We start from the raw sequence: 19,974 nt of genomic DNA on the forward strand, positions 1-19,974 counted from the left end.
CCACTCGCCGTGCAACGCCTCTGACCTGCTGGTCAGGGGCGTTTCCCCTTTTCTGTGCCAGACTGGTCGCGTGACTGATTCTCCGCTTCTCATCGTCGGTCTGGGTAATCCGGGCGCGAAGTACGCCGATACCCGCCACAACATCGGTGTCATGCTTCTCGACGAGCTCGCCTCCCGCATCTCCCCCGCCCCCGCCAGCTTCGCGGTGCACAAGCGCACCAACACCGAGGTCGCGGAGGTGCGCCATCAGGGCCGCCGCCTCGTGCTGGCCCGGACCCGCGGGTACATGAACGTCTCCGGCGGGCCGGTCAAGGCCCTGGCGACGTTCTTCAAGATCCCCCCGGCCGACATCATCGTCGCCCACGACGAGCTGGAGCTCGACTTCGGGCAGGTCCGCCTGCGCCTCGGCGGCGGCGACCACGGCCACAACGGCCTGAAGTCGGTGACCAAGTCGCTGGGGACGAAGGACTACCAGCGCCTGGCGCTGGGCATCGGCCGCCCGCCCGGCCGCATGGACCCGGCCGCGTTCGTCCTCAAACCCTTCTCCCGCCAGGAGGCCGGGGACCTTCCGTTCCTGCTCGCCGACGCCGCCGACGAGATCGAGAAGTACATCTAGCGCTCCCGCGATGACCGCCACGATGACCTTCGCGCACGACCATGAGGGTATACATGCTTGTCGACGCCCCGTCGGCGACAACGGGGCGTCGATAAGCACTGCTAGATGGTGAGCTCCTCCGGAGCGGCATCGCCCTCGCGCTGGGCCACCAGGCGGTGGATGTTGTACTCCCACTCCTGGAGGGCCTCCGGCAGCTCGCCCTTGGACGGATCCTGCAGGTACTCGCGACGCTCGGCGTCGTAGTCCCACAGCCAGTCGACGTAGGGGTACCACGAGGTGCGGCCGGCCTGGCGGAAGGTCTCGTTGCGGATGAGGCGGGAGACGCCGTCGACGTGCCACAGCTCGCCCCAGAAGCGGCCGGTGGTCTGGATGCGGGCGCAGCGGGGGGCACGCTCGCCGGAGACGTCGGCGAGCACGGACGCCCAGTCCAGGGAGCCGGTGGCGGCGGCCTGGGAGGCGTAGAGCGCGAGGCACTCGGCGTCCTCCATGGCCATGACGGCGCCGGAGGCGAGGTACTGCAGCGGCGGGTGCGCGGCGTCGCCCATGACGATGATGCGGTCGGAGACGACCCAGTTGTCCAGCGGCTCGCGGTCGGACATCTGCCACCAGGTGTCCAGCCACATGGAGCCGAGGCGGCCCTGGACGAACTCGTTGGTGTGGTCGAAGGCGTTCTTGAACTCCTCGTTGTTGCCCCAGTCCTCCGGGACGTCGGTGCCCTCGGTCAGTGCCTGGAGGTAGCGCGGCGACTGGAAGACGGCGACCTGGTTGAGCAGCTCACCGTGGCGCAGCGGGTACTGGATGAAGTGGCAGCGCGGGCCGATGTAGCCGACGACGTCCTTGAGGTCCTTCATGTCCGGATCGTCCGGGAGGGAGGAGGTGCCGCGGTAGGCGACGTAGGCGGACGGGACCGGCTCGTCCTGGACGATCTCCTTGCGGAAGACGGAGTGGATGCCGTCGAAGGCGACGAGGATGTCGGCCTCGACGTCCTCGGTGCGGCCGTCGGCACGGTGCTCGAGGTGGACGGTGACGCCGTCGGGTCGGGTGTCGGCGCCGAGGACCTGCACGCCGTTGTGCAGGGTGGCGCCCGCCTCCTGGGCGGCCTCGACGAGGATGGCCAGCAGGTCGGAGCGGTGGATGACCAGGTAGCGGCCGCCGTAGTGCTGCTGGAAGTCCGCGCCGAAGTCCATGGTGAGGATCGGCTCGGTGGTGATGGCGTCGCGGAACTGCATGCGCTCCGGGAGGTAACCGGCCTCGAAGACCCGGTCCCTGAGACCCCACTTCTCCAGCATCTTCACGCCGTGGGGGCCGATCTGCAGGCCAGCGCCGACCTCCTTGAACTCGGGGGCGCGCTCGTAGAGGGTGACGTCGGCACCGCGCAGCGACAGTGCGAGCGCGCCCGCGGCGCCGCCGATACCGCCACCGGCGATGATGAACTTCTGGCCCGTGAGCTCGTCAGAGGCGTTGAGGACGTTCTGGGACATGGGTGACTTCCTTTTCTAACGGGGATCAGAGTGGGAGGTGATGACGGTGACGTTGGGGTTCGGCATCTTCCGGTGGATGAAGAACAGGACCACCAGCGACAGCGAGGACAGCAGCGCGGAGCAGGCGAACAGCAGGTAGTTCGAGCCGACGCCGAGGTTCCAGTTGAGCAGCAGTCCGGCCAGCTGCGGGGCGACGACGGCACCGATGCGGCCGACGCCGAGGGCCCAGCCGAGGGCCGTGCCGCGCAGGTTGTGCGGGTAGAAGTTGGCCACGGCGGCGATGATGAGGATCTGCGTGCCGTGCGTACCGACGCCCGCGAGCACCAGGATCACGTACACGGCGAGGACGGACGGTTCGCTGAGCAGCAGGAGCAGGGCCACACCGGCCACACCGGCGGCGACGGCACCGGACTTCAGCGGGCCGAAACGGTCACCCGCCCAGGCGGTGACGACGGAGCCGAGGATGGCACCGAGGTTGAGGGCCAGGGTGAAGTTGAGGGCGGCGCCGAAGTCGTAGCCGGCGGTCTGCATGAGGCGCGGCAGCCAGGTGCCCAGGCCGTACCAGGCGAGCAGGGTGACGAAGGTGGCGATGGAGAACCAGATGGAGATCGCCATGTACTTGCCGGTGAGCAGGTCCTTGAAGCCGGCGGGCTGATCCTCCCCCTCGCGGGCGGCGTGGTCCTCGCGGATGGCCTGGTCGGAGGGGATGACCTTCATGGCGATCGGCAGGCCGATGACGAGGGGGACGATGGCCAGCAGGAACATGAAGCGCCAGCCCCAGTCCTCGTGGGACGGGACGATGAACTGGGCGAGGACCGCGGCGATGGAACCGCCGAGCGGGACGCCGGACATCATGACGGTCGCCCACGCGGACATCGTCTTACGCGGGACGAGGTCGGAGGTCATCGCGTTGACCGAGGGCACGAGACCGCCGAGGCCGATACCGGCCAGGAGGCGGAAGGCACCGAACATCCATGGGCTGATGGCGAAGGCGCACAGCAGCGTGAACACGGAGAGCACGACGACGGATCCGATGACCGCGAACTTGCGCCCCACCCGGTCGGAGAGCCGTCCGACCCACACGGCCCCGATGACCATGCCGAGGAAGGCGGTGGAACCGATGGTGCCGGCCTGCGCCGAGTTGAGGTTCCACTCCTCCATGAGCTCGGTCTGCACGGTGCCGTAGACGATGAGGTCGTAACCGTCGAAGACGACGAAGAACCAGCCGATGAGCACGGCGGCGAGACGGCGCCCGCTGATGCCCAGGATGCTGAAGCCGCTGGTGTTGTCACCCATTCCGGGTGTCTGTGTGCCACCGGCCGTGCCGACGGCGGTGGACCCGCTGCGCGGGTGATCGGAGATTGGAGCCATAGGCACATCTTCAGGGTGATGGGGGTTACAATCAAAGATATTCCAGATAGCGGAAGGTGTGATTTTCTTGAACCTCGCTCCCACCCACGGGGCACCCCCGCGGGAGTTTCTGCAGTCGGTGGACCACTCCCTCATCCTCATCCTCATGCTCCGGGACAGGGGTACCCTCACCATCTCCGGGGCGGCCGAGGAACTCGGCGTGAGCCCGTCGACGGTGCACCGGTCCATGGCGATGCTCGTCTACCGCGGCTTCGCCACGCGCAGCGAATCCCGCACGTATCTGCCCGGCCCGGCCCTGTCGTCGTCGAGTCTCCAGCCGGGCGTGGGCAGCGAACTCATCGCCGCCTGCCTGCCGCACATGCAGGCCATCGCGACCGAGTCCGCGGAGACCACCCACCTCATGGTCCTGGTGGGCAACAAGGTGCATTTCCTCCACACCGTGGAGGGCACCCATCCGGTGCGCGTGGGCATCCGCCGCGGCCAGGTCATGCCTGCCGAGCAGAACGCCGGCGGCCTCATCATGCTGGCGGAACACTCCGCCGCGGAGCTCCGCGCCCTCTACCCCTCGCTTCCCGACGCCGACTTCGAGTCCCTGCGTCGCCAGCTCCACCGGACGCGGGGTCGCGGGTTCTCCATCAACAACGGCCTCTACGAGCACGACGTCTCGGCGGTCGGCGTGTGTCTGCGCAACGATCTGGGTGACATTCTGGGGGCCATGACGGTGGCCACCCCGACGGGCCGTTTCCGCGGTGTCCACCGTCGCTGCGCGGAGATTCTGCTCAAACATTCCCGCGATCTCAACCGCCGTCTGGAGGACCTGCGGCTGACCGCCCCGGACATCAAGGCGTGAGAAAAGGGGTAGGGATTCCTACCCCCGGAACTATTTTCCGTAAGGCGGAAAGTCTTTGAGTCACACTTTTCCGGCCCCTATGTTTGAGGTCACAACCACCCCCTGTGTGCGGTCCCCCGCCGGCCCGCGCACCATCACAACGCAGGAGGTTCACGCATGAGCGAGAGCACCGACTACTCCAACAAGCACGTTGAATTTGTGGCCCCCGAGCCGACGCCTGAGGAGCAGGCCGAGCTCAACGACATGTACGCCAAGATGGACGATCTCCACATGAAGCCCCTGTGGAACCAGATCGGCGGCCTCATGCCGAACGAGCCGGACCCGCAGGCCCTGGCCCACCGCTGGGACTGGTCCGAGCTGATCAAGCTGGCCCGCCGCTCCGGCGAGCTCGTCCCCGTCGGCCGCGGCGGTGAGCGCCGCGCCATCGGCCTGGCCAACCCGGGCCTGGGCGGCCCGACCTACATCGCCCCCACCCTGTGGGCCGCGATCCAGTACCTCGCCCCGGGTGAGAACGCCCCGGAGCACCGCCACTCCCAGAACGCCTTCCGCTTCGTCATCGAGGGCGAGGGCGTGTGGACCGTCGTCAACGGCGACGCCGTCCCGATGAAGCGCGGCGACTTCCTGCTCACCCCGGGCTGGAACTTCCACGGCCACCACAACATCGCCACCGAGCCGATGGCCTGGCTCGACGGCCTGGACATCCCCTTCGCGTACCAGATGGACACCGGCTTCTTCGAGTACGGCTCCGAGAAGCTCACCGACGAGTCCACCCCGGACTACTCCCGCTCCGAGCGCCTGTGGGCGCACCCGGGCCTGCGCCCGGTCGCCTTCCCCGGTGCGACCACGTCCTCCACCATCGGCCGGTACGCCTGGGAGCACACCGACGCCGCCCTCAACGACCAGCTGCAGCTCGAGGACGCCGGCTTCCCGGGCGTCGTCGGCCCGGGTCACGCGGCCATCCGCTACACCAACCCGACCACCGGCGGCGACGTCATGTCGACCATCCGCGCCGAGTTCCACCGCCTGCGCCCGGGTGCCGCGACCACCCCGGTCAAGGAGGTCGGCAACCGTGTCTTCCAGGTCTTCGAGGGTTCCGCCACCATCAAGGTGGGCGAGGAGACCTTCGAGATGAACCACGGCGACGTCGTCAACGTCCCGTCCTGGAAGCTGTGGTCCATCGAGGCCGGCGTCGACGGCGTCGATCTCTTCTGCTTCTCCGATCACCCGATCTTTGAGAAGCTGAATCTGGCACGTACCTACACTCCGGAAGGAATCTAAATCACCATGCGTCTTGCTACCATCCGCTCCGCCCAGGGCACCTTCGCCGCCCGCGTCGAGTCCGACTCCACCGCCGTGAAGATCGACGGTTTCGCCAACGTCGGCGACCTGCTGCAGGAGGACAACTGGCGCGAGGTCGCTGAGCAGGCCGCCGGCGAGGAGGTCTCCTTCGAGCTGACCGACCTCGAGGCTGTCGTCCCGGCCCCGAAGAAGATCGTCTGCATCGGTCTCAACTACGCCAACCACATCAAGGAGATGGGCCGCGACCTGCCCGAGGTCCCGACCCTGTTCGTCAAGTTCCCGGACGCCCTCACCGGCCCGTTCGACGATGTCCTCGTCCCCGAGTACGCCAACTCCGAGCTGGACTGGGAGGGTGAGCTGGCCGTCATCATCGGCAAGCGGGCCCGCCGCGTCAAGGAGGCCGACGCCGCCGACTACATCGCCGGTTACGCCGTCATGAACGACTACACCATGCGCGACTACCAGTACCGCACCCTCCAGTGGCACCAGGGCAAGTCCTTCGAGAAGTCCGCCGGTTTCGGCCCGTGGATGACCACCTCCGACGCCTACGAGCCGGGCGGCGAGCTGGCCACTTACCTCGGCGACGAGAAGATGCAGACCACCCCGACCGACGACCTGGTGTTCAACCCGGCGCAGCTGGTCGAGTACATCTCGCACATCTACCCGCTGGACGCCGGCGACGTCATCGTCACCGGCACCCCGGGCGGCGTCGGCCACGCCCGTAACCCGAAGCGCTACATCGGCGACGGCGACGTCGTCAAGGTCGAGATCGACGGCCTGGGTCACGTCGCCAACAAGACGGTGTTCGAGTAATGACGAGCTTCCACGACCTGTCCATCGAGGAGCGTCTCAACCTGACCCGCCGCGGCACCGCGCACTACTCGGGCCAGCTGGCGCTCATCGACAACGCCGAGTTCGGTCGCGATACTCTGCTGCCGGACTGGACCGTGGCGCACCTGGCCGCCCACGTGGCCTACAACGCCAATGCCCTGTGCAACCTCATGCACTGGGCGGCGACGGGCGAGGAGACCCCCATGTACTCCTCCCCGCAGGCCCGCGGCGAGGAGATCGCCCGTGGCGCCACCCTCATCCCGGACGCCATCCGTAACCTGCACGATCACACCCTGGTCCGCCTGGACGTCGCCTGGCGCGACCTCCCGGAGGAGGCCTGGCAGGCCGAGGTGAAGACCGCGCAGGGGCGCACCGTCCCCGCCTCGGAGACGCTGTGGATGCGCACCCGTGAGGTGTGGCTGCACGCCGTCGACCTCAACGTCAACGCCGGTTTCTCCGACATCCCGACGGTGATCCTGCAGACCCTGGTCCCGGAGATCGCCGGCAAGTGGCGCGGCGCCGGTGACGGGGAGGGGCTCGTGCTCGTGCCGGAGGAGGGCGCGCGCATCGAGGTCTCCCCCGGTGCCGACACCGTGGAGATCCACGGTGACTGGGCCGGCCTGGCCCGCTGGGCCTCCGGCCGCGGCGACCGTGGTGTCACCTCCCCGCAGGGCGAGGTGCCCGCACCTCCCCGCTGGCTCTAGCCCCTGCTTATCGACGCCCCGCCGTCCCCTCTTCCTGTCGAGGGGGCGGCGGGGCGTTTCCTTAATCTCTCGAATGGCAGAAAGCCAGTCATGCCCTAAGCTCTGCGAACATGCGTACAGTTTTAGTCCTGATGTTCATTGCTTTCTTGCCTTTGGCTACTACTTCACCGGCTTGTATGGCGAGGTCCCGTGCATCAGGGGAGTTGGCTCCCGAGATTTCCGGGTGAGCGCGACAATCCATGCTGGAGGCAGATCGGCCTCGGGCATCAGTCAGGAAGTCAGGTTAGCCTGTGGAGTCTCACGCGCTAATCCTCCATTGTGGTGGATTCTCTCTCACAGTCGCGACATCTCCTTCTTCCTTTCCCCCCGTCGACGACAGCACGGTGGTGTGGGAGTCCCATACCGCCACTCCAGTGGGCGAGATTGAAATCCGGGCCGCCATCTCCGATGAGCCGCACCACGACGTTCCCGTTCAGGCCCAGCTGACAGCGCCGGATGGTTCCCCCGCACATATCCAGGTGACCTTCACGGTGGGCTCGGCCGGACCACATCCACTGGACCCCCATTCGGCAATGGACCACATGCGCCGGGAAACACAGATCCTCAAGTCAACGTCCCAGTCAGCAGCTGACTGGGTCAGCGTAGGTGCCTGTCAGATCGGGCAGCACCTGCTCCTGGCCATGATTGCCGTGGCCAGCGACGGTCAAGTGTGAGTTGTTCCTTGAAACCTGCGCTGTCGTCGAAGACAAGGCCCGGTTCTCCACGCGGAGTACCGGGCCAATCGCTGAGCCAGCTTGAAGCTGATCCTCGAAGAGCTACTTCAGCTCAGCAGCCTCGAGGCGGCGCGGGTAGATCTGCGGGCGGGCGCCGGCGACCTCCTCGACGATGCGGATGACCTGGTTGGAGTAGCCGAACTCGTTGTCGTACCAGACGTAGACCACGAGGTGCTTACCGGAGGCGATGGTGGCCAGGCCGTCGACGATGCCGGCGTGGGTGGTGCCGACGAAGTCGGTGGAGACGACCTCCGGGGAGTGGATGTAGGAGATCTGCTGGCGCAGGTCGGAGTGCAGGGAGACCTTGCGCAGGAAGTTGTTCACCTCGTCGCGGTCGACCTCCTGCTCCAGGGTGAGGTTGAGCACGGCCATGGAGACGTCCGGGGTGGGGACGCGGATGGCGTTGCCGGTGAGTTTGCCCTCGAACTCGGGCAGAGCCTTGGAGACGGCCTTGGCGGCGCCGGTCTCGGTGAGGACCATGTTGAGGGTGGCTGCGCGGCCGCGGCGGGTGCCCTTGTGGAAGTTGTCGATGAGGTTCTGGTCGTTGGTGAACGAGTGGACGGTCTCGACGTGACCGTGCTCGACGCCGTAGCGGTCGTTGAGCACCTTGAGCACCGGGGTGATGCCGTTGGTGGTGCAGGAGGCTGCGGTGATGATCTTCTCGTCGTCGGTGATCGTGTCGTGGTTGATGCCGTAGACGACGTTGAGCAGGTCACCCTTGCCCGGGGCGGTGAGCACGACGCGGGCGACGCCCTTGGACTCGAGGTGCTGGGACAGGCCCTCGCGGTCGCGCCAACGGCCGGTGTTGTCGACGACGATGGCGTCCTTGATGCCGTAGGCGGTGTAGTCGACCTCTGCCGGGGAGTTGGAGTAGATCATCTGGATCTTGGTGCCGTTGGCCCAGATGACGTCGTTGTCCTTGTCGACGGTGATGGTGCCGTCGAAAGCACCGTGGACGGAGTCGCGGCGCAGGAGGGAGGCGCGCTTGACGATGTCGTCCTCGGAGTTCTTGCGTACCACGACGGCACGGAGGCGGACGCCGCCATAGGTGGCCTCACGCTGGATGAGGATGCGGGCCAGGAGGCGGCCGATACGGCCGAAGCCGTAGAGGACGACGTCGGTCGGCTCGGTCGCGGTGTGCTTGCCGACGATCTCGGCGAGCTGCTCGTCGAGGTAGGCACGCAGGTCGGTGCCGCCGGACTTCTCGAAGCCGGTGGCCAGGCGACCGAGGTCGATGGAGGCGGTGCCGAGGTTCATGTCGACGAGCTCGCGCAGGACCGGGATGGTCTGGGACAGCTTCATCTCACGGTCGGCGACGCGGCGGGCGTAGCGGTGCGCCTTGATGATGTCGATGTCGGTGGCGCCGACGAGCAGTCGTCCGAAGATGGAGACGACGACGTCGTTGTTGCGGTGGAGCTGGCCGATCAGCGGCAGCATCTCCTGAGCAAGGGCAATCTTCTCGTTCCAGTCGTTCTGCTCGGGCTGCGCGTGGGCGGTCACTGCGGTTCTACCTCCGTGGGTGTGGGGATACGTCCCCACGACTTTAGCCTGAAATCGCCTGTTCAGGCGCCAGACCGGCGAGAATCGCCGCCGCGGGGCCACCCCCGAGCTTATCGACGCCCATCCCCACCAGACAGTAGGCCAGCTCCCGCGGGCGCTCCCTGCGGTCCGCCGCCTGCAGCGGGACGAGGTACGGGTACACGGGCGGGATGTCCGGGTTATTCCGGCTGAAGTCCGTTTCCAGGCCGCGCGCGACGCGACCGCTGAAGGCCCGGCTCGCCACGGTGGGCCCGCCCTCTGCGAGGAGCTCCCGGTTGAGGGCGGAGGTGCCGGCCTCGTCGGCGAGCAGGAACGCGGAACCGCAGGACACGGCGACCACGCCGGGCAGAGCGAGGGCGGCGGCGACGTCGGTGGCGTCACGGAGCCCGCCGGCGGCGATGAGAGGCAGGTCGACGACCTCCGCCACGGACCGGACAAGATCGGGCAGGGGCCGGTCGTCGGGGGTCTCATCGATGGTCCACGTGGAGCGGTGGCCGCCGGCCTCGGGACCCTGGACGACGAGGGCGTCGGCACCCGTCGCGGCCGCCGTCACCGCGTCAGTGGGATTGGTCACGGTCACCCACGCGGCGACGCCCCGGGCGTGCAGCGCGTCGATCTGCTCGCGAGTGAACGGGCCGAACGTCGCGGAAACCACCACCGGCGGGTGCTCCGCGGCCAGCACGGCGGCGAACTTGGCGTCGAAGCCGTTGCTGAGGTCGACCTCCGGGAGCTCGCGGTCGCCGGCGAGGCGGTGGACGTCATCAAGCGAATCAAAGGGCGCCTGCCGGGTGAACAGATTCACGCCGTACGGCCCGCTCACCTGCGCCATCTGCTCCTCGAGGACGCGGGCGGTCGCCCCGCCGGTGGCGAGGAAACCGAGGGAGCCGGCGGCCGCGGCGGCGTCGACAAGCGCGGGCGTGGAGGGCCCACCGGCCATGGGAGCGACGATGATCTGCGGGATGTCCATGTGTGAGAGACTAGCGGTCGTGTTCAAGCTCCTCGACCTCTTCCGCCTCTTCCGCCGCCAGCATACCCCGGACCTCACCGCCGACTGGATCATCCTCGGCCTGGGCAACCCGGGGCCGAAGTATGCCGCCACCAGGCACAACGTGGGTTACATGGCGGTCGACGAGCTGCTCGACGGCCAGCCGCTCACCCCGCTGCCCGGCGCGAAGGCGCACTACGCCAGGCTGCGCATCGCCGGGCAGGACGTCCTCGTGCTGCGCTCGACGACGAACATGAACCTCTCCGGCGAGGCTCTGGCGGGGCTCGACGTGCGGGCGGAAAAGATCATCGCGATCCACGACGAACTGGACCTGCCCGTCGGCACCGTGCGGGTGAAGAAGGGTGGCAACGAAAACGGGCACAACGGACTGAAATCCATGACCGGGCACCTGGGCACCCGCGATTACCTGCGCGTGCGCATCGGCATCGCCCGCCCGCCGCAGGGTGTGTCCGTCACCGACCACGTCCTCGGCCCCGTCGATGGCGGCGAGAACATCTCGCTGGCTGCGGAGGCCACCCGCCTCATCATCGAGCAGGGACTGAGTAAGGCGCAGAACGTCATCCACTCCCGATGAAATAGCCCTCATCTCCGGCTCACGGGCCCTTCATCACCACGCGGTGAAATGAAGATGTGCCAGTAAGGCGCATCTCACCCACCACCCCAAGGAGCCCACCATGACCGTATCCGCCATCATCGCCTCCATCATGGCGATGGTCACCTCCCTCGTCGGCGGTGTCGTCCCCGCCAACTCCTCCCTCCCCATCCCCGCAATCGTCTCTGATTGGGACGATGACTGGGATGACCACTGGGAGGACGACCGCTGGGACGACTAGTTGAACTCGTCTAACCAGCTGTCAATGGCTTCCCGCCGTTGACAGCTGCAGGTGTAGACCCTGGCGTAGATCCGTTCCCGCGCCAGGGTCTTGTTGTACCTTTCGGCGTTGCTGTTGTGCCGCGGGCAATGCTTGATGAGCCGCTACTGCTCCCGGCCCCGCCGGTACGCCAGGGCATTGTCAGTAATTACCCGCTCGGATACGGGGGTACTGTGGGCGGCGAATCAGGCTGCCGCGCACAACAGGAACCCGGCCAAGGTCGCCGATGTTTCATCTTCGAGGACCCAGGTGTACGCCATCCGCCACCGTCGGGGATCCGGCCGATCCTCTTGACGTCGACGTGGACTAGTCCACCGGGGTGCCGGCGCGGGTAACGGCGGGCAGTGGAGCGGCGGGCCCTGATATGGTGTCGAGGCCCCACATTGTCGGAGCCAGTGCTGTCTGTACACAAGGACATTCGAGAAGGGGCATTAACCGAGCAGACCCCACGCGGCACTCGATGAATGTCCCAACTCAACTACCCCGAAGGCCCCCGCGGCGTCGATAAGCGGCTACTTGGCCAGCTGCGCGACCAGCTTCTCCAGGTCACCCAGCATGGTGTCCAGCTCGCCGGCGCGGCGCTCCTGCGGGGCGAAACCGTTGTCGTCGACGTCGTTGAAGATGGACAGCGTCACCTGGTTGCGCACGTCGTACTGCTGGAAGTTGCCGACGATCTGACGCCAGCTCTCTACCGCACGCACACCCTCGGCAGCGCCGTAGGAGACGAAGGCCACCGGCTTGCCCCACCACTCCATGCCGAGGGAGTCGTAGGCGTTCTTCATCGCACCGGGCACGCCGTGGTTGTACTCGGGGGTGATGAAGACGAAGCCGTCGCAGGAGTCGACGGCCTGCGACCAGGCGGTGACGTTCTCGTCGTCGTACTGCTTGTTCGCCGCACCCGGGACGGTGGCGGAGGTGAGCAGCGGGACATTGAACTCCTTGAGGTCGAGGACCTCGTAGGTGGCGGCCTCACGCTTCTGCGCCGCCTCGGTGACCCACTGCCCGACGCCCTCGCCGAAACGTCCGTCGCGGACGGAACCGATGACGATACCGATCTTCACGAAAAAACTCCTTCGCATTTTGTTGACGAAAACACGATTAATTGTACCGGCGTCAATGCACAATGGATAATGTGACAGCCTCGACCATCGTCATCACCGGCGCCTCCGACGGCATCGGCGCCGCCGCCTCCCGCATCCTCCGGGCCGCGCTTCCCGACGCCCGCCTCGTGCTCGTCGGCCGCAACCCGGTCAAGACCGCGGCGATCGCCGCTGAGACGGACGCCACGTACCACGTCGCCGACTATTCGCGCCTCGACGAGGTCCGTTCCCTCGCCGCCGAGCTGCGTCAACTCGGGCGTATCGACGTCCTGGCCAACAACGCGGGCAGCATGTTCGACGGCCCCATCCGCACCGCCGACGGCTTCGAGCTGACGTGGCAGGTCAACCAGCTGGCCCCCTACCTGCTGACGAACCTGCTGCTGCCCACCCTCCTGGAATCACGCGCGTCGGTGGTGGCGACGTCGTCGATGGCCTCCGCCTTCCTCGCCCGCTTCAACCCGGACGACCCGGAGACCCAGCGCGGCTTCTCCCCCGCCCGCGCCTACGGCAACTCCAAGCTGGGCAACGTGCTGTTCACCCGCGAGCTGCACGCGCGCTACCACCACCGGGGGCTCAACACGGTGGCGTTCCACCCCGGGGTCATCGCGACGAACTTCGGCACCGAGACCTCAAGCGTCATCCACTACGGCTACCAGACGGCCATCGCCCGCATGTTCCACCCGGCGCCCGACGGCGGGATGAACCTGGCGTACTTCATCGCCGGGACACCGGGGATCCACTGGCAGTCCGGCCGCTACTACAACGACCGGCGGCGGCCGGGGATCCAGAAGCGGGCCGGGCGGGATCCGGAACTGGCGACCCGCGTGTTCGAGGACACGGCCCACGCACTCGGTGTGACCTGGGAGTAGGCGAGCGACTACGCTCAAGGACTTATGAGCACCACCGCCGAAGCCGCACGCCGCCGCACATTCGCCGTCATCGCCCACCCCGATGCCGGTAAGTCCACCCTGACCGAGGCGCTGGCGCTGCACGCGCACATCATCTCCGAGGCGGGTGCCACCCACGGCAAGGCCGGCCGCAAGGCCACCGTCTCCGACTGGATGGAGATGGAGAAGGACCGCGGCATCTCCATCGCGTCCTCCGCCCTGCAGTTCGAGTACGCACCCGAGGGGCACGAGGGCGAGCCGTACATGATCAACCTCGTCGACACCCCGGGTCACGCCGACTTCTCCGAGGACACCTACCGCGTGCTCACCGCGGTCGACGCCGCCGTCATGCTCATCGACGCAGCCAAGGGCCTCGAGCCGCAGACCCTCAAGCTCTTCCGCGTGTGCAAGGCCCGCGGCCTGCCCATCATCACGGTGATCAACAAGTGGGACCGTGTCGGCCGGGAGCCGCTGGAGCTGGTCGACGAGATCGTCCAGGAGATCGGTCTGCAGCCCACGCCGCTGTTCTGGCCCGTCGGCATCGCGGGTGACTTCCGCGGTCTGGCCCGAGTCGGCGAGGAGGGTGAGGTCGAGGAGTACATCCACTTCATCCGCACCGCCGGCGGTTCCACCATCGCCCCGGAGGAGCATTACACCCCGTCCGAGGCCGAGTCCCGCGAGGAGGATGTCTGGGAGACGGCCGTGGAGGAGGCCGAGCTGCTCGCCGCCGACGGTGCCCTCCACGACCAGGACCTGTTCGAGCAGTGCATCACCTCCCCGCTCATCTTCGCCTCCGCGATGCTCAACTTCGGTGTCCACCAGATCCTGGACACCCTGTGCGCCATCGCCCCGGCCCCGCGCTCCCGCGACTCCGATCCCAAGGCCGTCGAGGCCGCGACCACCGCCATCGACGAGACCCGCTCTCTCGACGACGACTTCTCCGGCGTCGTGTTCAAGGTGCAGGCAGGCATGGACAAGAAGCACCGCGACACCCTCGCCTTCATGCGCATCGTCTCCGGCGAGTTCGACCGCGGCATGCAGGTCACCCACGCGCAGTCGGGCCGTTCCTTCTCCACGAAGTACGCGCTCACCGTCTTCGGCCGCACCCGCGAGACCGTCGAGACCGCCTTCCCGGGCGATATCGTCGGCCTGGTCAACGCCGGATCCCTGGCCCCGGGCGACACGATCTACTCGGGCCGCAAGGTGCAGTTCCCGCCGATGCCGCAGTTCGCCCCCGAGCACTTCCGCACCCTCCGCGCGAAGTCCCTGGGCAAGTACAAGCAGTTCCGCAAGGCGCTCGAGCAGCTCGATTCCGAGGGCGTCGTGCAGATCCTCCGTAACGACGCCCGCGGCGAGGCCAACCCCGTCATGGCCGCCGTCGGCCCCATGCAGTTCGAGGTCATGCAGGCCCGCATGGAGGTCGAGTACAACGTCGAGACCGTCACCGACCCGGTCCCCTACTCCGTCGCCCGCCGCACCGACGCCGAGTCCGCCGCGGAACTGGGCCGCCAGCGCGGCGTCGAGGTGTTCACCCGCACCGACGGCGAGCTCATCGCGCTCTTCGGTGACAAGTGGAAGCTCGCCTTTATCGAGAAGGAGCACCCGCACCTCACCATGGAACCGCTGGTGGCTGATTAACATGGCGCTCTTCCGTCGTAAAGAGCTTGTCGACGTCCCCGCCGACCTCAAGCGCCACGCCGTGCCCGGCCTGGCCGTGCACACCGCCGAGTCGATCGTCGTGCTCACCATCCCGGTAGTCAGCGTCGGAGCGCTTATCGACGCCGCCTCCTCCCGCGTCCCCACCGCCCTGGAGGACGGCGAGCTGGTGGTCAACCTGGTGCCGGTGAAGGACGAACGCCTCGTCCCCGCCCACGACCCCAAGCGCGGCTGGATCATCCCGCTGACCTCTGAGGTCGCGGCGGACCTGGCCGCGCAGGTCGCCGGCGGCGCGGGTGCCTACGAGATCGAGGGGCTCAACCTCGGGGTTGTTGTGGAGTAGCCTGGCCCGCCAGAGCCTGAGGCGAGGCACTGTCCGCCGCTGCGGACTCATCCCGCACTGTCCGCCGCTGCGGACTCATCCCGCACTGTCCGCCGCTGCGGACTCATCCCGCACTGTCCGCCGCTGCGGACTCCCAGATGTTTTGCACCCCAAACGCAAACTTGCACCGACTGTGCAACTTTCCATATTCTGAGGGCATGGCATCCTTCCTCTATCGCCTGGGTAGCACCGCCTACCGCAGGTCCTGGCCGTTCCTCGCGTTCTGGCTCATACTTCTTCTCGCGGTCGGCGGCCTCGCCGGTGCCTTCGCCCAGAAGCCCTCCTCCACCTTCACCATCCCGGGACTCGACTCCGTGGTCACGATGGAGAAGATGCAGGAGATCTTCCCTGCTGCGGAGGACCCGACCAATGCTCCGACGGGCAACATCGCCATCAAGGCGCCGGACGGTGCCACCCTCACCGATCCGGCCGTCAACGCCGAGGTCAACGAGATGCTCGCGGAGGTCCGCGACACCGGGCTGCTGAGCAACCCGGAGACCATCGTCGACCCGGTCATGGCCTCTGAGGGCCTGCAGGCGCAGATGGTGCCCGAGATGGAGGCCCAGGGCATGCCGCCGGAGAAGATCGCCGCGGACGTCGCCACCGTCAGCCCGCTGAGCCGGGACGAGACGACCGGCATCGTCAGCGTGCGTTTCGACGAGCCGTCCACGATGGATGTCCCCGCCGACGACATCGCCACCGTCACCGACATCCTCGACCGCTACAACGAGGGCGACCTCACGGTCATGTACAACGGCAACACCTTCGGCGCGACCTCCGGCGAGATCAACATGACCTCGGAGATCATCGGCCTGGGTGTGGCGGCGTTGGTGCTCATCATCACCTTTGGTTCCGTCGTGGCCGCGGGTATGCCGCTCATCTCCGCGATCATCGGCGTGGGCATCGGCTTCCTCGGTATCCAGCTCACCACCGCGGTGAGTGACGACATCTCCGACATGACCCCGGTCCTGGCCACCATGATCGGCCTGGCCGTCGGCATCGACTACGCCCTGTTCATCGTCTCCCGTTTCCGCACCGAGCTCATCAAGGCCACCGGTGCTAATGACCTGGAGCCGAAGGACCTGGCCGAGCGGCTGCGGAACATGGACAAGGAGACCCGCGCCCACGCGATGGGCATGGCCGTGGGCACGGCCGGATCCGCAGTCATCTTCGCCGGCCTCACGGTACTCATCGCCCTGGCGGCGCTGTCGATCATCAACATCCCCTTCCTCACCGCCATGGCACTCGGTGCCGCCGCCACCGTCGCGCTCGCCGTCCTCATCGCGCTCACCTTCCTGCCGGCGCTCGTCGGCCTGCTGGGCACCCGCGTGTTCGCCGCCCGCGTGCCGGGAGTCAAGGCCCCGGACCCGGAGGATGACCACCCGACGATGGGCCTGCGCTGGGTGCGTCGCGTGCGTCAGCGCCCCGTCGCCCACCTGCTCGTCGGCGTCATCCTCCTCGGCCTGCTGGCCATCCCGGCCGCCAACATGCGCCTGGCCATGCCCACCGACGGCACCGCCACCCCGGGCACCCCGCCGCGTATCGCGCACGAGATCACCGCGGACGCGTTCGGCCCCGGCCGTGATGCCCCGATGATCGCCCTCCTCGACCTCGCGGACGTCGACCCGCAGGAGCGGCCGATGGTGATGGGCGCGGGCGTCGAGAAGTTCATCGCCACCGACGGCGTCGTCAATGCGCAGGTGGTCGGCACGACCGACACCCTCGACGCGGCACAGATCCTCATCACCCCGGAGTTCGGCGCGACGAACCCGCGCACCTCCGAGACCCTGGAGGACCTGCGCGCCACCGACGTCGGCGTGCCCTTCGGCATCACCGGTGCGACCGCCATCTTCGACGACATCTCCGACCGCCTACGGGAGGTGCTGCTCCCCTACGTCGGCATCGTGCTGGCGCTGGCGTTCCTGGTGCTCCTGCTGGTGTTCCGCTCGATCTGGGTGCCTCTCATCGCGGCCCTCGGATTCGGACTCTCCGTTGCCGCTACCTTCGGCATCACCGTCGCGATCTTCCAGGAGGGCTGGCTGGGCATCATCGGTGACCCGCAGCCGCTGCTGAGCTTCCTGCCGATCATGCTCATCGGCCTCGTATTCGGCCTCGCGATGGACTACCAGGTCTTCCTCGTCACCCGCATGCGCGAGGGCTGGTCCCACGGTAAGACCGCGGGCAACGCCACCTCCAACGGCTTCAAGCACGGCGCGCGTGTGGTCACGGCGGCCGCGCTCATCATGATCTCCGTGTTCGCGGCGTTCATGGCGCAGGACATGGTGTTCATCAAGACGATGGGCTTCGCCCTGGCCGTCGCGGTGGCCCTCGACGCCTTCGTCGTGCGCATGATGATCATCCCGGCGACGATGTTCCTTCTCGACGAGCGCGCCTGGTGGATCCCCCGCTGGCTCGACCGCATCCTGCCGAAGGTCGACGTCGAGGGCGAGGGGCTCAGCGATGTCCGGGCTGCGTGAGTCCAAGAAGGCGGCCACCCGCGCCCAGATCGCCCGTGCCGCGGCCGCCCTGGCGCTCGACCAGGGTGCTGACGCCCTGACCATCGCCGCGGTGTCGGAGGCCGCGGGCGTGTCCCCGCGCACGTTCCACAACTACTTCACCGCCATGGACGAAGCGTTGCTGGAGTTCATGGTCGGCCGGGTCAGCGAGCTCATCGACCGGCTCCGCGACGCCCCCGCCGACGCCGGGCTCTTCGACGCCATCCAGTGGGTCATCATCGAGGGGCTGCGGGGGGAGGCGGGCGTCGACACGCATCTCGACTCCTTCGCCAGCCTCTTCCGGATCTCCGACCTGCTGCTCACCATGCGCGGCGCCGCCGCGATCCACGACCTCGACGAACAGCTGCGCCCCCTGTTCGACAAGCTGCGCGCCCGCACTCCGAACCTCGGCCCCTTCGAGGCGGAGGTCGCCATCCGTGCGGCCGCCGCCGTCGCCCAGACCGCCCTCGAGCTCTACTTCACCCTGCCGGAACCGAAGGACCCGGCGGCAGCTGCAGAGCTGATCCGCCGGGCCTTCGCGGTGGTGCGCCTGGCCTAGGCCGGGGCGCGGGTGAGGTTGCGCCACAGCAGCCCCGCCATGTCGGCGGTCCACCCGGCCGGCACCCCGCGGTGGCGGGTGTCGGCGATGAACAGGCCGCCGATTACCAGGTCGATGACCAGTTCCAGGTTGTGGGCGGCATGGAAGACCTGCTTGTCGACGCCCTCCTCCAGGTAGGTGCGCAGCTGCGCAATGAGCGGGGCGACGAGGCCTTCTCGCCACGTCTCGACGTCGGTGCCCGGACCGGCCATGATCGCCCCGACCGCGGCCAGGCCGACCTGCTCGTCGAAGATCGTGCGGATGTCGTCGATGAAATCGTGCAGACCGGGGGCGGTGTGGGGGTAGGTGCGTTCCGGGGGTGGCGTGAGGGAGGTGGCCACCCCGCAGAGGAGTTCCGTGCGGTCGGCGTAGCGGCGGTAGAGGGTGGTCTTCGCCACCCCGGTCTCCGCCACGACGGAGTCGATCGTCACCGCGGACAGTCCCTCCCGCCGGATGATCGCGAGTACACCCTGGGTGATCTTCTCGTCGGTTTCGGCACGGCGGATGGTTCGGCGCAGGGTGGTCATGGTTGTCAGATTAGTTCCTCACCGGCGGGAGGCCACGCCGATGGCCCGCAGCGCGACGGCGAAGGTGAGGAATCCGGAGAGCCAGGCGTGCCAGGTGGCCAGGAGGTTTCCGTAGAGGCCCAGGAACGGGGAGACGAAGGTGAGGACACCGATGCCGATCATCACCTTCTCCACGCCGGTGTTCGAGCGGGTGAACACGGCCCACAGGGCGACGGCGATGGTGGCGATACCCAGGGGGACCTGCCAGAGGGGTTGGGGATCGGGCATCCACAACGGCGCCAGCAGCATGATGACGCCGAGGGCGATGTTGAGGACGTCGGGGGTGTCCCAGTTGACGGAGGTGGCGTTTCTGTTCTTCGTGATGGTCATACTACTAAATGGTAGCGCTACGTTTTAGTATCGTCCAGTGGTCGAAGAAAAAGCACCGCCTCCCGGACGGGAAGGCGGTGCCTTGACGGGCGTCGAAAAGCGGCTTACTCGGCCGGAGCCTCGATCGGCTCCTCCGTGACGACGATGCCGTCGGCGTCAGCGTAGAGGATGTGACCCGGGACGAAGTCGACGCCGCCGAAGGAGACGGTGATGTCCTTCTCACCCGCGGCGTCCTTGGCCGACTTGCGCGGGTTGGTGCCCAGCGCCTTGGTGCCGAACTGCATCTCACCGACCACCGCGGAGTCGCGGATCGCGCCGAGGATGACCACGCCGGCCCAGCCGTTGTCCACGCCGGCCTGGGCGATCATGTCACCCATGAGGGCGGTGTGGACGGAGGAGTCACCGTCGACGACCAGCACACCGCCGTTGCCGGGGCTGTTGAGGGTCTGTTTCACCAGGCCGTTGTCCTGGAAGCACTTGATGGTGGTGATGGGGCCGCAGTACTCGGTGACGCCGCCGAAATTCTGGAACTGGGTGTCGCAGGAGCGGACGATCTTCTCGCCGATGATGTCGACCAGGTCGGCGGTGGGGATGAAGGTGATGGTCATGAAGGTGAAG

At 67.5% G+C, this 19,974-nt stretch carries 21 protein-coding genes; 13 read left to right on the forward strand and 8 right to left on the reverse strand.

Going from position 1 to position 19,974, the window contains the following annotated elements; all coding sequences use genetic code 11:
• Positions 1–70 precede the first annotated feature (70 nt).
• A complete protein-coding gene (gene pth, locus B9Y70_RS09575; protein ID WP_240309219.1) occupies positions 71–616 on the forward strand; it encodes an aminoacyl-tRNA hydrolase in 546 nt (181 codons plus the stop codon).
• 101 nt (positions 617–717) lie between these two features.
• On the opposite strand, the gene B9Y70_RS09580 is transcribed toward pth (B9Y70_RS09575), so the two are convergent.
• Positions 718–2,097 carry an FAD-dependent monooxygenase gene (locus B9Y70_RS09580; protein WP_085550048.1) on the reverse strand — a complete coding sequence of 460 codons (1,380 nt, stop codon included), beginning with the start codon at positions 2,095–2,097 and terminating at the stop codon, positions 718–720.
• Positions 2,098–2,112: 15 nt separating this feature from the next.
• The gene (locus B9Y70_RS09585) at positions 2,113–3,393 is read right to left on the reverse strand and encodes an MFS transporter (protein ID WP_143337598.1); all 1,281 of its coding nucleotides are present in this window, start codon (positions 3,391–3,393) and stop codon (positions 2,113–2,115) included.
• 133 nt (positions 3,394–3,526) lie between these two features.
• On the opposite strand from B9Y70_RS09585, the gene B9Y70_RS09590 reads away from it, so the two are divergent.
• The 5 genes from B9Y70_RS09590 (at position 3,527) to B9Y70_RS09610 (ending at position 7,865) form a co-directional block, all read left to right on the forward strand.
• A complete protein-coding gene (locus B9Y70_RS09590) occupies positions 3,527–4,318 on the forward strand; it encodes an IclR family transcriptional regulator (RefSeq protein WP_085550050.1) in 792 nt (263 codons plus the stop codon).
• 156 nt (positions 4,319–4,474) lie between these two features.
• Positions 4,475–5,596 carry a cupin domain-containing protein gene (locus B9Y70_RS09595; protein ID WP_085550051.1) on the forward strand — a complete coding sequence of 374 codons (1,122 nt, stop codon included), beginning with the start codon at positions 4,475–4,477 and terminating at the stop codon, positions 5,594–5,596.
• 6 nt (positions 5,597–5,602) lie between these two features.
• The gene (locus B9Y70_RS09600) at positions 5,603–6,430 is read left to right on the forward strand and encodes a fumarylacetoacetate hydrolase family protein (RefSeq protein ID WP_085550052.1); all 828 of its coding nucleotides are present in this window, start codon (positions 5,603–5,605) and stop codon (positions 6,428–6,430) included.
• Positions 6,430–7,152, forward strand: coding sequence for a maleylpyruvate isomerase family mycothiol-dependent enzyme (locus B9Y70_RS09605; RefSeq protein ID WP_085550053.1), 723 nt, complete (start codon positions 6,430–6,432; stop codon positions 7,150–7,152). The genes B9Y70_RS09600 and B9Y70_RS09605 overlap by 1 nt, the downstream gene beginning before the upstream one ends.
• A gap of 413 nt (positions 7,153–7,565) precedes the next feature.
• Positions 7,566–7,865: a hypothetical protein gene (locus tag B9Y70_RS09610; RefSeq protein WP_085550054.1), complete on the forward strand. Its 300-nt coding sequence runs from the start codon at positions 7,566–7,568 to the stop codon at positions 7,863–7,865.
• A 102-nt stretch (positions 7,866–7,967) separates the two neighbouring features.
• On the opposite strand, the gene B9Y70_RS09615 is transcribed toward B9Y70_RS09610, so the two are convergent.
• Positions 7,968–9,425 (reverse strand): glyceraldehyde-3-phosphate dehydrogenase, encoded by a 1,458-nt coding sequence (locus B9Y70_RS09615; protein WP_085550055.1) that lies wholly within the window; start codon positions 9,423–9,425, stop codon positions 7,968–7,970.
• A gap of 43 nt (positions 9,426–9,468) precedes the next feature.
• A complete protein-coding gene (locus tag B9Y70_RS09620) occupies positions 9,469–10,431 on the reverse strand; it encodes a nitronate monooxygenase (protein ID WP_143337599.1) in 963 nt (320 codons plus the stop codon).
• Between B9Y70_RS09620 and pth (B9Y70_RS09625) the strand changes: the two genes are divergently transcribed.
• Both pth (B9Y70_RS09625) and B9Y70_RS12880 read left to right on the forward strand, forming a co-directional pair.
• The gene (gene pth / locus B9Y70_RS09625) at positions 10,430–11,044 is read left to right on the forward strand and encodes an aminoacyl-tRNA hydrolase (RefSeq protein ID WP_085550171.1); all 615 of its coding nucleotides are present in this window, start codon (positions 10,430–10,432) and stop codon (positions 11,042–11,044) included. The two genes, B9Y70_RS09620 and pth (B9Y70_RS09625), sit on opposite strands and share 2 nt — an antisense overlap.
• Positions 11,045–11,144: 100 nt before the next feature.
• The gene (locus B9Y70_RS12880; protein WP_162841659.1) at positions 11,145–11,303 is read left to right on the forward strand and encodes a hypothetical protein; all 159 of its coding nucleotides are present in this window, start codon (positions 11,145–11,147) and stop codon (positions 11,301–11,303) included.
• A 551-nt stretch (positions 11,304–11,854) separates the two neighbouring features.
• Here B9Y70_RS12880 and B9Y70_RS09630 read toward each other — a convergent pair.
• Complete coding sequence (locus B9Y70_RS09630) at positions 11,855–12,403, reverse strand: NADPH-dependent FMN reductase (protein ID WP_085550057.1); 549 nt, start codon at positions 12,401–12,403, stop codon at positions 11,855–11,857.
• Positions 12,404–12,465: 62 nt separating this feature from the next.
• Here B9Y70_RS09630 and B9Y70_RS09635 point away from each other — a divergent pair, with 62 nt between their 5' ends.
• The 5 genes from B9Y70_RS09635 to B9Y70_RS09655 all read left to right on the forward strand — a co-directional run bounded on the left by B9Y70_RS09635 (position 12,466) and on the right by B9Y70_RS09655 (position 18,421).
• Positions 12,466–13,311 (forward strand): SDR family NAD(P)-dependent oxidoreductase, encoded by an 846-nt coding sequence (locus B9Y70_RS09635; RefSeq protein ID WP_085550058.1) that lies wholly within the window; start codon positions 12,466–12,468, stop codon positions 13,309–13,311.
• A 24-nt stretch (positions 13,312–13,335) separates the two neighbouring features.
• Positions 13,336–14,967 (forward strand): peptide chain release factor 3, encoded by a 1,632-nt coding sequence (locus tag B9Y70_RS09640; protein ID WP_085550059.1) that lies wholly within the window; start codon positions 13,336–13,338, stop codon positions 14,965–14,967.
• A gap of 1 nt (position 14,968) precedes the next feature.
• Positions 14,969–15,328 (forward strand): hypothetical protein, encoded by a 360-nt coding sequence (locus B9Y70_RS09645; RefSeq protein ID WP_085550060.1) that lies wholly within the window; start codon positions 14,969–14,971, stop codon positions 15,326–15,328.
• Positions 15,329–15,525: 197 nt separating this feature from the next.
• Positions 15,526–17,844, forward strand: a complete 2,319-nt coding sequence (locus tag B9Y70_RS09650; RefSeq protein ID WP_085550061.1) for an MMPL family transporter — start codon at positions 15,526–15,528, stop codon at positions 17,842–17,844.
• Positions 17,828–18,421: a TetR family transcriptional regulator gene (locus B9Y70_RS09655; protein ID WP_085550062.1), complete on the forward strand. Its 594-nt coding sequence runs from the start codon at positions 17,828–17,830 to the stop codon at positions 18,419–18,421. The genes B9Y70_RS09650 and B9Y70_RS09655 overlap by 17 nt, the downstream gene beginning before the upstream one ends.
• On the opposite strand, the gene B9Y70_RS09660 is transcribed toward B9Y70_RS09655, so the two are convergent.
• The 3 genes from B9Y70_RS09660 to rraA all read right to left on the reverse strand — a co-directional run bounded on the left by B9Y70_RS09660 (position 18,418) and on the right by rraA (position 19,964).
• Positions 18,418–18,987, reverse strand: coding sequence for a TetR/AcrR family transcriptional regulator (locus B9Y70_RS09660; protein WP_085550063.1), 570 nt, complete (start codon positions 18,985–18,987; stop codon positions 18,418–18,420). The genes B9Y70_RS09655 and B9Y70_RS09660 overlap by 4 nt on opposite strands.
• Positions 18,988–19,005: 18 nt before the next feature.
• A complete protein-coding gene (locus tag B9Y70_RS09665; RefSeq protein WP_085550064.1) occupies positions 19,006–19,356 on the reverse strand; it encodes an SPW repeat domain-containing protein in 351 nt (116 codons plus the stop codon).
• A 104-nt stretch (positions 19,357–19,460) separates the two neighbouring features.
• A complete protein-coding gene (rraA, locus tag B9Y70_RS09670; RefSeq protein WP_085550065.1) occupies positions 19,461–19,964 on the reverse strand; it encodes a ribonuclease E activity regulator RraA in 504 nt (167 codons plus the stop codon).
• Between the last annotated feature and the right edge of the window lie 10 nt (positions 19,965–19,974).

Origin of the sequence: Corynebacterium pollutisoli (assembly GCF_900177745.1) — a bacterium.
GTDB lineage: Bacteria > Actinomycetota > Actinomycetes > Mycobacteriales > Mycobacteriaceae > Corynebacterium > Corynebacterium pollutisoli.